This is a genomic window from Lysobacter solisilvae, from assembly GCF_016613535.2.
Lineage (GTDB): Bacteria > Pseudomonadota > Gammaproteobacteria > Xanthomonadales > Xanthomonadaceae > Agrilutibacter > Agrilutibacter solisilvae.
In genome coordinates this window covers 21,863-33,608 of sequence record NZ_CP071518.1, presented here as the reverse complement: position 1 = coordinate 33,608, position 11,746 = coordinate 21,863, and the positions used below count along the sequence as shown (strand labels likewise).

Annotated in this window: 12 protein-coding genes; 5 read left to right on the top strand and 7 right to left on the bottom strand. The window is 71.4% G+C overall.

The genetic code is table 11. The features are described 5' to 3' along the window. Position 1 precedes the first annotated feature (1 nt). Complete coding sequence (locus I8J32_RS00185; protein ID WP_200614037.1) at positions 2–760, bottom strand: YceI family protein; 759 nt, start codon at positions 758–760, stop codon at positions 2–4. A gap of 437 nt (positions 761–1,197) precedes the next feature. On the opposite strand from I8J32_RS00185, the gene I8J32_RS00180 reads away from it, so the two are divergent. Beyond that, on the top strand, positions 1,198–4,734 hold the full coding sequence (locus I8J32_RS00180) for a hybrid sensor histidine kinase/response regulator (RefSeq protein WP_245156373.1): 3,537 nt from the start codon (positions 1,198–1,200) through the stop codon (positions 4,732–4,734). Between the two features lie 90 nt (positions 4,735–4,824). On the opposite strand, the gene hemE is transcribed toward I8J32_RS00180, so the two are convergent. The 4 genes from hemE to I8J32_RS00160 all read right to left on the bottom strand — a co-directional run bounded on the left by hemE (position 4,825) and on the right by I8J32_RS00160 (position 7,956). Beyond that, the gene (gene hemE / locus I8J32_RS00175; RefSeq protein WP_200614035.1) at positions 4,825–5,901 is read right to left on the bottom strand and encodes a uroporphyrinogen decarboxylase; all 1,077 of its coding nucleotides are present in this window, start codon (positions 5,899–5,901) and stop codon (positions 4,825–4,827) included. Positions 5,902–5,979: 78 nt separating this feature from the next. Next, complete coding sequence (locus I8J32_RS00170) at positions 5,980–6,234, bottom strand: WGR domain-containing protein (RefSeq protein WP_200614033.1); 255 nt, start codon at positions 6,232–6,234, stop codon at positions 5,980–5,982. A gap of 52 nt (positions 6,235–6,286) precedes the next feature. Then, positions 6,287–7,417 carry a 3-dehydroquinate synthase gene (gene aroB, locus I8J32_RS00165; RefSeq protein WP_200614031.1) on the bottom strand — a complete coding sequence of 377 codons (1,131 nt, stop codon included), beginning with the start codon at positions 7,415–7,417 and terminating at the stop codon, positions 6,287–6,289. Then, the gene (locus I8J32_RS00160; protein WP_200614029.1) at positions 7,414–7,956 is read right to left on the bottom strand and encodes a shikimate kinase; all 543 of its coding nucleotides are present in this window, start codon (positions 7,954–7,956) and stop codon (positions 7,414–7,416) included. The genes aroB and I8J32_RS00160 overlap by 4 nt, the downstream gene beginning before the upstream one ends. A 138-nt stretch (positions 7,957–8,094) precedes the next feature. On the opposite strand from I8J32_RS00160, the gene I8J32_RS00155 reads away from it, so the two are divergent. The 4 genes from I8J32_RS00155 to I8J32_RS00140 all read left to right on the top strand — a co-directional run bounded on the left by I8J32_RS00155 (position 8,095) and on the right by I8J32_RS00140 (position 10,249). Further along, positions 8,095–8,298: a dodecin family protein gene (locus tag I8J32_RS00155; protein WP_200614027.1), complete on the top strand. Its 204-nt coding sequence runs from the start codon at positions 8,095–8,097 to the stop codon at positions 8,296–8,298. Between the two features lie 87 nt (positions 8,299–8,385). Then, the gene (gene pdxH / locus I8J32_RS00150) at positions 8,386–8,988 is read left to right on the top strand and encodes a pyridoxamine 5'-phosphate oxidase (RefSeq protein WP_200614024.1); all 603 of its coding nucleotides are present in this window, start codon (positions 8,386–8,388) and stop codon (positions 8,986–8,988) included. After that, positions 8,985–9,449: an aminoglycoside 6'-N-acetyltransferase gene (gene aac(6'), locus I8J32_RS00145; protein WP_200614022.1), complete on the top strand. Its 465-nt coding sequence runs from the start codon at positions 8,985–8,987 to the stop codon at positions 9,447–9,449. The genes pdxH and aac(6') overlap by 4 nt, the downstream gene beginning before the upstream one ends. Beyond that, positions 9,446–10,249 carry a cobalamin-binding protein gene (locus I8J32_RS00140; protein ID WP_200614021.1) on the top strand — a complete coding sequence of 268 codons (804 nt, stop codon included), beginning with the start codon at positions 9,446–9,448 and terminating at the stop codon, positions 10,247–10,249. Before aac(6') ends, I8J32_RS00140 begins: the two co-directional genes overlap by 4 nt. Positions 10,250–10,289: 40 nt before the next feature. Here the strand turns inward: I8J32_RS00140 and I8J32_RS00135 are convergent, their stop codons facing one another. Continuing rightward, the gene (locus I8J32_RS00135) at positions 10,290–10,826 is read right to left on the bottom strand and encodes a DUF4426 domain-containing protein (RefSeq protein WP_200614019.1); all 537 of its coding nucleotides are present in this window, start codon (positions 10,824–10,826) and stop codon (positions 10,290–10,292) included. 14 nt (positions 10,827–10,840) lie between these two features. After that, positions 10,841–11,695: a pyrroline-5-carboxylate reductase gene (proC, locus tag I8J32_RS00130; RefSeq protein WP_200614017.1), complete on the bottom strand. Its 855-nt coding sequence runs from the start codon at positions 11,693–11,695 to the stop codon at positions 10,841–10,843. Positions 11,696–11,746 lie beyond the last annotated feature (51 nt).

Here is an 11,746-nt window from a genome sequence, read left to right as displayed (position 1 = left end):
GTCATGGGGTGGGGTCCGCTTCATGGGAGGCGGGTTCGGGGGCATCGGATTCGCGCGCCGGTGCCGGCGGAGGGATCGGTGCCGGTTCCGGGCCAGCCGTGCCGGCATCCTGCGGGGGCGGGGGCGCTACCGGATTTTCCGCGCCGGGCTGGGCTGCAGGCGCATCCGGTGCGCGCGGCTGGCCGCGCACCGCCTCGGCTTCGATCCGCAGCGTCACCTCGTCGCCGATCACGGTGGGCCAGGCCGTGATGCCGAACGCCTTGCGGCTCAGCGTCGCCACCGCCGAAAACCCGGCTGTTCGCCGGAAGGGCGGCAGCGGGTGACGCTTGAGCTGGTTGAAGGTCACGTCCAGGCAGACAGGGCCGGTTACGCCGCGCAGCGTGAGTTCGCCGCATGCGCGGGCGTGCTGGGCATCGATCGCCTCCACCCTTGTCGACACGAACCGCGCCTGCGGATGCCGCTGCGCATCCAGCAGCCTGGGTGCCAGCACCGCCGTATTCCATTCCGCATCGCCCAGGTCGAGCCGTTGGAGGGGCACGGTAACGTCCACCTGCGCGACCGACCAGTCATCCGGATCGAAACGCACCGTGCCGGTGCTGCCGGAAATCGTGCCCACGGCCTGCGAGAAGCCCGCATGGCTTACGCCCAGCACCACGCGCGTGTGGATCGGGTCGAGCGCGAACTGGTGCTCGTCGTCCTGGGCGTGGCCGCAGAATGGAATGCAGGCCAGCGCCGCAATGGCCAACCATCGCAGTGACATCAGGGACTCCACCGGTGGTGTGCTCCGGATTCTAGCCCGCACCGGTGAACGCACCGGGAGCAGGCCCGGGGGAACCCGTTGGACCCCGCAGGCCGGGCGGACACCGGTGCGCGGGTGGACCCGGGCCGCAAGGGCCCCGACCAACCCCAACCGTTCAGCTGCTGCATCGGCCAGTGATCGGCGCGGGCTTCGCCCGACTTGCGCGGTTCAGTCGCATCGACCAGCCTAGGTCGCAGGCGCATCGGTGGGGGCCGGGCATGGAAGAACAGGCGCGTGGCGCGCGGGGATCGGATAACGAGCGCGGACCGCAGGTCTGCTCGTGCCAACTCGGGAATGCGGTTTTCAAAGGCCCGGCTGCGGTGCGTGCGAGCGCTCGACGGTGGGCCCTGGCGCTGCTGGGCGTCACTCTTGTCCTGCTACCGACCCTCCTGCCCGCCGTGGCTGGAATCCCACCCACGCCCCGGCTGCGCCAGCTCACGGTGGCGGACGGCCTGCCCTCGAATCGCATCAACGCACTGGCGCAGGACCGCCAGGGTTACCTGTGGGTGGCCACCAGCGACGGCGTGGCACGCCTGGGCGGACAGGGGCATCGGCTCTGGCGCGCCGAACAGGGGCTGCAGGGCAACTTCGCCTGGTCGGTACACGTGGACGCCGCCGATCGCGTCTGGGTCGGCACGCGCGACGCGGGTTTGGCAATGCTCGATTCCCAGCGCCGACATTGGCGCTACTACCACCGCGACAACACGCCGCAGCTGGGGAGCAATGAGATCTGGGTGGTGACGACCACCAGCGACGGCGCGGTCTGGTTTGGCACCGCCGACGCCGGCCTGTACCGGCTGGCGCCTGGCGGCGGGGTGTCGCGCTTCCTGCCCCGCGCGGGCGACGCGCGGAGTCTGCCCGACCTGCGCGTGAGCCATCTGGCGCAGACACCCGACGGCAGCCTCTGGGTGGGAACGAAGAACGGCGCGGCGCGCTGGACGGGCCGCGATTTCGAACGCCTTCCCCCCTCCGCGCTGCCCTCGCAGGCCATCGAGGGCCTGGCCGTCGACGACGCCGGCGCCTTGTGGGTCGCCACGACCGCCGGCGTCGTGGTGCGCGGGCGCGACGGCGGTTTCACGACACCGACCTGGGTAACGGGCGACGTGCTGCGCCTGCTGCTGCGCGACCGGGGTGGCGAGTCCTGGGTCGATATCCGCCAGGGGCTCGGCCTAGAGGACGGAACGCAGGTCATCAACGTGCCGCTGTACAGCCCGCCGGCGCGCGGGATGGTCCGACCTTCCTGGGTGACGGCCCTGCAGGACCGGCGCGGCGGCCTGTGGTTCGCCAGCAGTAGCCACGGCCTGTGGCACCTGCCGCCGTCCTGGCGCCAGTTCTCGACCTTTGCCCGCGAAGCCGACAACCCCGACTCGCTCGGCAACGGCCACGTACGCGGCATCGCCAATGCCGCCGACGGGCAGGCGTGGCTGGTGGGCACCGGCGGCGCCCTGGATCTGTTCGATCCCGACACGGGCGCGATCCAGCACCGCGCCGCGGATGTGGGGGAGGGCGCGTCACTGTCCGCGGTCTTCGAGGATGCGAGCGGCGCGGTGTGGGTGGGCTATCGCGACGGTCTGGTGCGCATCGGGGCCGGCGATGCGCCACGGCGTTGGAGCGCGCGCGACGCGCAGGACCCCGCGCTGTCCGGCGAAACGGTCGCGTTCCTGCAGGACGCCGAGGGCCTGGTCTGGATGGCATCGGCCAGCGGTGGCGTCCAGGCCCGCGATGCGCGGGGTGCGGTCTTGCACAGCGTCCTTCCTGGCGATGACCACGGCGTGCCCAGGGGCGCCGAACTCCACCAGCTGGGACGTGGTCCCGACGGTGCTGTCTGGCTCTCCGGTTCGCACGGCCTGTCGATGTGGAACTCTGGTGCGCGCCGCTTCGAACCGGTGCCCGGTGCACCGCGTACGCGCATTCCCGGCTTTGCCCTCGACGCGCGCGGCCAGGTGTGGCTGGCCAGCTTCGGCCGGCTGCAGTCCTTCGCATGGAACGGCGCCACGCTCACGCCGGCGTTCGACATGGGTGGCAGCGACGGCATGCCGATGATGTTGCCCAGCGGCGTGGCCGTGGACGCCAGCGGCGTGGCCTGGGTATCCAGCCGTCGTGGCCTGGTGCGCGTCGATCCCGCCACGCGCAGCGCGCGCGCCTTCGACGTGCGCGACGGCCTGCTCAGCCAGGAACTCGACGCCGCGCCCGTCGCGCGGCGCGGCGACGGCCGGCTGATGCTGGGCAGCAGCGAAGGCCTGATCGTGTTCGATCCGGCCGTGGTGAGGCCGGACACCGGCCTGCCGCCGCTGGTGATCGAATCATTCGACGTGCAGCGTGGCGACCACCGCATCGCCCTGTCGCCGACGCAGCCGTTCACGCTGGGCGAGGACGATCGCGACCTGCGGATCACCGCGCGCCTGCTCGATTTCGACGAGACGCCGCAGCACCTCTATCGCTTCCAGCTGGTGGGCCATGACCGCGGATGGGTTGCGCCGACCGCCAGCGGCGAACGGGTGTTCTCGCGCTTGCCGGCCGGTCGCTACCGGCTCGAGATCACCGCGCGGACCGCCGACAGCCCTTGGTCGCCCCCGCTGGTGGTGCGCTTCGCGGTTGCATCGCCGTGGTGGTGGACCTGGTGGTCGATCGCCAGCTACATCGTGGCCGGCCTGCTGGTGCTGGCCGCCGTCGCGCGCGCCTGGCGTACGCGCGTGCGCCGCCGGCATGCCTGGCAGCTCACCCGCCAGCAGCAGGAACTTGCCGAACAGGCTTCGCTGGCCAAGACCCGATTCCTGGCCACGCTCGGCCATGAAGTACGCACGCCGATGACGGGCGTGCTGGGCATGAGCGAACTGCTCCTGGGCACGGCGCTCACCGCGCAGCAGCGGGGCTACGTGGGCGCCATCCGCGGCGCGGGCGAACACCTCCTGCGATTGGTCAACGATGCCCTGGATCTGGCCCGCATCGAATCGGGCAAGCTGGAACTTGCGGATGAATCGTTCGACATCCACGCGCTGGTGGAAGATCTCGCCGCGCTGATCGGCCCGCTGGCGCGCCAGCGCGGTCTGGCGTTCGCACTGGAGATCGGCGGTGACCTGCCGCGCGCGCTGCGCGGCGATCCGGCGCGCGTCCGCCAGATCCTGCTGAACCTGCTGGGCAATGCGATCAAGTTCACCGAACACGGCCGGGTGACGCTGCACGCCGCTGCGTTGGTCCCCGTCGGCGTGCAGTTGGAGGTGCGCGATACCGGCCCCGGACTGAACGCCGAACAGAAGGCGCGGCTGTTCCGCCGATTCGAGCAGGGCGACGGGGCGCGCACGCGCGCGCGCTACGGAGGCAGCGGCCTGGGCTTGGCGATCAGCCAGGAACTCGCCGCGGCGATGGGCGGCGCGATCGAGGTCGACGGGGCGCCGGGCGAGGGCACGCGTTTCACAGTCCGACTGCCATTGCCGCTCGCCGTGGCGCCCGCGCCGCGCGAGGAAAACGTGATGGTTCAGGTGGCCGCTTCGCGCAGCCTGTCGCTGCTGCTGGTCGAGGACGATCCGACGGTCGCCGACGTGCTCACCGGGCTGCTGCGCCTGCAGGGACACCACGTCGTGCACGTTCCCCACGGGCTTGCGGCATTGGCCGCAGCGGTCACCACGCCCTTCGACGCGGCCCTGCTCGACCTCGACCTTCCCGGTATGGACGGCATGGCGCTCGCGCGCCAGTTGCGCACTCAGGGTTTCGAACGCCCGCTGATCGCGGTCACCGCGCGAGCCGACGCGGGCGCCGAGCCCGAAGCACTGCAGGCCGGTTTCGACCGCTTCATCCGCAAGCCGATGACGCTGCGCATGCTGGCCGAACTGCTGCAGGGGCTGCAGCCCGAGCCGGAGGCGATCGACCCCACGCAGCTGCCTCGCGCGCTCGCCCAGGGTCCGCAGATCGTCCCTGAGGAAACCGCGTCATCCTGAAGTCCCGGTCGCCCGCGGCGTGCAGGGCGCACGCGCGCTGCCACCCGCCGCAGCGCGACGCCTCGGCGTCGCCCCCGTGCAGCAGCAGGTTCAGCGCGCGCTGAGCTCGTGCACCGCCTGGACCAGGGCCGCGACGTGGTCGGGGTCCATGTCCGGCGACATCCCATGGCCGAGGTTGAACACGTGGCCCTCGCGCGAGCCGCCGTTGCCATCGCGGTAGCTGTCCAGCGCACGGCCCACTTCGCGGCGGATCGCTTCGGGCTGCGCGTAGAGCGTCACCGGATCGAGGTTGCCCTGCAGTGCGGCGCGGCCGCCCACGGCCCGTGCCGCGTCGCCCAGTTCGATGGTCCAGTCCACGCCCACCGCTTCGGCACCGCTGGCAGCCAGATCCGCCACGTACGGCGCATTGCCCTTGCCGAACAGGATCAGCGGCGCGCGCTCGGCGCCATCGCCGCGCGGCAGTTCGGCCGCGATGCGCTTCAGGTAGCGCAGTGAAAACTCGCGGTACATCGCCGGCGACAACACGCCGCCCCAGGTGTCGAACACCTGCAGCGCCTGCGCTCCGGCCTGGTGCTGCGCGCGCAGATAGGCGATCACCGCGTCGGTGACCACCGACAGCAGCCGGTGCATTGCCGCGGGCTCGTTGAGAGCCAGGGATTTCACGCGCCCGTAGTTGTCGCTGCCGCCGCCCTCCACCATGTAACAGGCCAGCGTCCAGGGGCTGCCCGAGAAGCCGATCAGCGGCACGCTGCCGTCCAGTTCACGGCGGATGGTGCGCACCGCATCCATGACATAGCGCAGGTCAGTCTCCATGTCGGGGACACCCAGCCGGTCGATGTCGGCCGCGCTGCGGATGGGGTGTTCGAACTTCGGCCCTTCGCCCTCGACGAAGTAAAGGCCCAGGCCCATGGCATCGGGGACGGTGAGGATGTCGGAGAACAGGATCGCGGCGTCGAGCGGAAAGCGGCGCAGCGGTTGCAGCGTCACTTCGCAGGCCAGTTCCGGATTCTTCGCCATTGCCAGGAAGCTGCCGGCCTCCCGGCGGGTGGCCCGGTATTCCGGCAGGTAGCGGCCGGCCTGGCGCATCAGCCACACGGGCGTGCAGTCCACGGGTTCGCGGCGCAGGGCACGCAGGAAACGGTCGTTGCGGGGAGGCTGTGCGGGCATGGGATTCGTCAACGAAAAGAAAGGATGGAGCGGCGCGTCGCGCCGGCGCCCGTGGGCGCGGAGAAGATCAGCCGGCGCTCATCGCGGCGCGTCCACGCCTTGGGCAAACATCAGCTGGAAGCCGCGCTTGAGTTGCTGGTCGCGGGCATGTTCGAGCGCGGCCAGCGCGGCCTCCTGCTCGAGGAAGACTTCGCGCCGCACCGTGCTGCGACCGCCGATCTGGCCCGATTCGCGCAGCAGCTCCCAGCCACCGAGCAGGTCGGGCTGCAGCATGAGCTGGACGAAGCGAGGGGCTTCGCGGCCGTCGGGCCGTTGTTGCAGGAGCAGGCGCATGAGGTGGGCATTGTAAGCGCTGGGCGCGCCCCACCGGGGCGGATGACGCGGTTCAGGGGGTCCGCAGCACCGCCAGCACCGCGTCGTCGGGCACGCCGGCGACCACACGACCCTCGCCCGCGCCGCCCCAGAGCACGAACCGAAGGCCCTGCGCATCGGCCTTTTTATCCAGGTACATGCGCGCCAGCAGCGCGGCGGGCGCCAGGCGTTCGGGCAGGCGCACCGGCAGGCCCAGGGTGGCCAGCAGCGATTCGAGCGCGGTCGCGTCCTCGGCCGGCGCCAGCCCCAGCAGGGTCGACAGGCGCGCGGCCAGCACCATGCCCACGGCCACGGCTTCGCCGTGATTGAGCGCATCGCGGCCCACGCCGGCATAGCCCTGTTCGGCCTCGATGGCGTGACCGAAGGTGTGCCCGAAATTCAGCAGCGCGCGGTGGCCGCGTTCGTAGGGATCGCGCGAGACCACGTCGGCCTTGAATTCACACGAACGCGCGATCGCCTCGGCCATCGCCGCGTCATCGCGGGCCAGCAGGTCGCGCGAGTGCCGTTCCAGCCAGGCCAGGAACTGGCGATCGAAGATCGCACCGTACTTGGCCACTTCGGCCAGGCCCGCGCGCAGCTCGCGGTCGGGCAGGGTGTGCAGCGCCGTGGTGTCGGCGATCACCGCCCGTGGCGGATGGAAGGCGCCGACCAGGTTCTTGCCCTGCGGCAGGTCGACGGCGGTCTTGCCGCCGACGGAGGAGTCGACCATCGCCAGCAGGGTGGTCGGCAGTTGCACGCAGTCGATGCCGCGCATCCAGGACGCCGCCGCGAAGCCGGCCAGGTCACCGACCACGCCGCCACCCAGCGCGATGACGCACGCGTCCCGCGTGGCGCCCAACTGCGCCAGGGCGTCCAGGCAGGCGCCGTACTGGACCAGGGTCTTGTACTGCTCGCCGGCCGGCATGACCCAGCGCGCGAGCACCAGGTCCGGCCGGGCGGCGTGCAGCGCCTGCTCGACGATCTGCGCATACAGTGGCGCCACGTGGCTGTCGCTGACCAGCAGCGCATGGCGGCCGCGCAGCGCGTGGGCGATGCGGTCGCCATCGTGCAGCAGCCCCTGGCCGACGGTGATCGCGTAGGGCGCTTCGCCACCGACCTCGATGACACGGCCGCCAACCGGCGGATGGGGATGGGACAGGCTCATGCGGCCACTCCATGTCCACGCCAGCGCGCAGCCAGCAGGTCGCCCAGCGCGTCAGCGGCAGCCGCCGGGTCCAGGGCGTCGGTGTCGAAGGCCAGGTCGGCCGTCTGGGCGTACAACGGGTTGCGCGCGGTCGCGAGGGCGCCCAGTACCTGAGCGCGGTCGTCGCGGGCCAGCAGAGGGCGGCTGTGGTCCTGCGCCAGGCGTTCCAGCTGCCGATCCACGGTGACTTCCAGGTGGACGACGAAACCACGCCGTTGCAGCAGCGCGCGATTGTCGGCGTCGAGCACCGCGCCGCCCCCCGTCGCCAGGACCAGGCCGTCCTGCCCGAGCAGCGTCGCCAGCGCCTCCCGCTCGCGTTGCCGGAAGGCCGGCTCGCCCTCGCGCTGGAAGAGCTGAGCCACCGTGGCGCCGGCGGCCTCCTCGACCCAGGCGTCGGCGTCGGCGAAGCGCAGCCCGAAGCGCTGCGCCAGGCGGCGTCCGATCGTGCTCTTGCCCGCGCCCATGGGGCCGACCAGGATCAGGTTGGGCGAGGGGTTCATGCGCCAATTGTATGCGCCCGGTCGGGCCGCGGCATGCCTGGGCCGCGCACGCGCGGGCATGAGCGCATGCGCGTGGGCTTAACCCGATCGGGCGTAGCGTCGCCGTTCCGGCATGTGCCGGAACCATCGGAGCTGGCCATGTCGATCGCAAAGATCATCGAACTCAACGCCGCCTCGAAGACCACGCTGGACGATGCCGTCCGCGCCGGACTGAAGAAATGCGCCGAGTCGGTCAAGAACATCAAGGGCGCCTGGGTCAACGAGATCAAGGTCGTCACCGACGAGAACGGCAATGTCACCGAGTGGCGGGTCAACCTGCGGGTTACCTTTGTCGTGCAGTAGGCGCCAGCGCCCAAGTCCGGCCCGGGCAGCAGGGTCTGGCGGAACTCCGGGCTCGACCCTGCGCCGCCACCCACCGACAATAGCCCCATGACCGACACCGACCTCCATGCCAAGGCGATGGCCACGTTCGCCGCCCTCTTCGACGAGGCCGCGGCCGCTGGCGAGCCGGACCGCACCGCGATGACCGTGGCCACCGCCACGCTCGACGCCCGGCCCTCGGCGCGCATCGTGCTTCTGAAGGCGTTCGATGCGCGCGGCTTCGTCTTCTACTCCCACCTGGATGGCCGCAAGGGCCGCGAGCTGCAGGCCAATCCGCACGCCGCGCTGCTGTTCCACTGGCCGCGCGTCCGCGAAGGCGTCCAGGTGCGCGTGGAAGGAGCGGTGGAAAGCGTGGCCGACGCCGAGGCCGATGCCTACTTCGCTTCGCGTCCGCGCGGCAGCCAGCTGGGGGCATGGGCCTCCAGGCAGTCCGAGACGCTGGATTCGCGTGCCAGCTTCGACGAACGGGTGGCGCGGGCCGAACTTGAGTTCGAGGGCCGGGAGGTACCGCGGCCGCCGCGCTGGACCGGTTTCCGGGTCAAGCCCGAGCGCATCGAGTTCTGGTATGGCGCCCAGTTCCGCCTGCATGAAAGACATCTCTACGAACGTGACCGCGCCGGCGTCTGGCAGGTCCGGATGCTCTACCCGTGAGTCCGTCCTGGCGGATCGTCCGGGCGGGTGCCGATGAGGCCGGCGGCTGGTCGACCCTGCGGGCCGCGCTGTGGCCGCACGAGGATCCGGCGCGCCATGCCGCCGACATCCGGCAGGTGCTGGGGCGCGGCGATACGGCGGTGGGGTTCCTGGCCCTCGATGTGGACGACGCGCGCACGCTGGGCTTCGCCGAGGCCACGCTGCGCAGCGACTACGTCAACGGCTGCGAGAGTTCGCCCGTCGGCTTCCTGGAAGGCTGGTACGTGTTGCCCGACGCGCGCAGTCGCGGCATCGGCCGCGCGCTGGTGGCCGCCGTCGAGGACTGGGCGCGCCAGCGTGGCTGCACGGAGCTGGCGTCCGACGCGCCGCTGGAGAACGTCGACGCCCAACGCGCGCACCAGGCCTGCGGTTTCGACGAAGCCGAGCGCGTGATCTATTTCCACAAGCGGCTGGCACCGTGAGCGCCCCCACCGTCGGGCCGCGCCGGATCGTCTGCCTTACCGAGGAGCCCACCGAGGTCCTGTACGCGCTGGGCGAGCAGGACCGCATCGTGGGCATCAGCGGATTCACCGTGCGCCCTGCGATCGCCCGCCGCGAGAAGCCGAAAGTCAGCGCATTCACTTCTGCGAAGATCGGCCAGATCCTGGAACTGTCGCCGGACTTCGTCATCGGCTTTTCCGACATCCAGGCCGACATCGCCGCCGAGCTGATCCGCGCCGGCGTGGAAGTGTGGATCAGCAACCACCGTACCGTGCCCGGCATCCTCGACTACGTGCGCCGGCTCGGCGCGCTGGTGGGTGCGTCGGCGCGGGCGCAGGCCTATGCGGATGAGCTCCAACGCGGCCTGGACGGGGTCGCCGCCGCTGCTGCGCAGCTGGCCCGGCGCCCCAAGGTGTATTTCGAGGAATGGGACGACCCTCTGATCACGGGCATCGGCTGGGTGGCCGAGCTGGTGCGCATCGCCGGGGGCGACGACGTATTTCCCGAACGTGCCGTGATGTCGTTGGGCAGGGACCGGATCCTGGCTGATGGCGACGAGGTGATCCGCCGCGCGCCGGACATCATCCTGGGCTCCTGGTGCGGCAAGAAATTCCGGCCCGAGCGCGTGGCGGCGCGCCCGGGCTGGTCGCAGATCCCGGCGGTGCGCGATGGACATCTCTATGAGATCAAGTCGCCCGTCATCCTGCAGCCCGGGCCGGCGGCGCTGACCGACGGCGTGCGCGAGATCGCGGCGTGCATCCAGCGCTGGGCGCGGGCGTGAGTGGGCGGCGCAAGCCCCCGGTCCTGCCGGCCTGACGTGCCTACTGCGGATAGAACTCGCGCGTGAACTGCATGTCCGAGCGCGCGCCGCCCTCGCGTACCACCGTGACGTCGAAACGCAGGGTTTCCGGCGGGGAGATGTCCAGCGTGCCGACGTAATCCAGCAGGTCGCCGCTGCGCAACTCGCGCAGTGCGATCTCGTGGCGGCGCCCGCCCAGCTCGGTGGCCACGGCGGTGATGGTGGCGGGCAGGGCGACTTCCTGCGCCTCCGGGCCCTGGCGCACGCCAACCAGCAGCATCACGGTGCCGGGGCTGCGCGTCAGACCGTACGTGCGCGCGACCTCGTCGGACAACGCCTGCGTCGGCAGCACGCTGGCGCGGACCGTGACGTCGCCGATGCGGCTGACCGCTTCCTGCGAGGCGCCAGGGGTGGCGGGAGGCGAGGGCGGCGGCGCAACACCGCCAGTGGCAGGCGTCGGTGCGGTGGCCACGCTCGCAGGCGCGGCGTCACCGCCGCAGCTGGTCAGGGCCAGGCCCATCAGGATGATCGCGCAGGCGGCAACGGGATTTGGGCGCACGGGGAACTCCTCGGTCAGTCGTGGGCGGCGGACAGTTCGCGGCCGCGGCGGGTGGCGGCATCGATGGCGCTGGCGACCAGCTCGCGCAGGCCGCCCGCCTCGAAGGTTTCGATCGCGGCCTGGGTCGTGCCGCCGGGAGAGGTGACCCGGCGGCGCAGCTCGGCGGGCGCTTCGTCGCCCTCGGTGAGCATGCGCGCCGCGCCAAGGATGGTCTGCAGTGCCAGTTCGCGCGCGGCCGCAGCCGGCAGGCCCTGTGCTTCACCTGCGGCCTGCATGGCTTCGGCCAGCAGGAACACATAGGCCGGCCCGCTACCGGACACCGCGGTGACCGCGTCCATCAGCGATTCGTGCTCGATCCATACCGATGCGCCAGCCGACTGCATCAACGCCAGTGCGCGGGCCCGCTGCCCGTCATCGACCTGTGCGTTGGCGTACAGCCCGGTAACGCCGGCTCCCAGCAGAGCCGGCGTGTTGGGCATCGCGCGCACGACGGCGACATTGCCGCCGAGCCACCGGTCGATCTGCGCGGCGGTGATGCCGGCGGCGACCGACATCACGAGCGGGCGCGTGGCCTGGGCGACGGACGCCAATGCCTGGCAGACCTCACGCATCACCTGCGGCTTGACCGCCAGTACCCAGGTGCCTGCGCTGGCCACCGGCTGGGCGCTGTGTTCGAAAGTGGGAATCTGGAAGTCGCGGGCGAGGGCGGCGCGCAACTCGGGGACCGGCTCGGCCACGAGCAGGCTGGCGCGGTCCGCGCCGCGGGCGACCAGTCCGCCGATGAGGCTGCGCGCCATGTTGCCGCCGCCGATGAATGCGATGGAACCCAGGGCGGACGAGGGCGACGCGGGTGCGGCGGAAGCGGACATGACAAGGGCCGGACGAAACCAGGGCCTCCATGCTATCCGCAACGCCCCCGG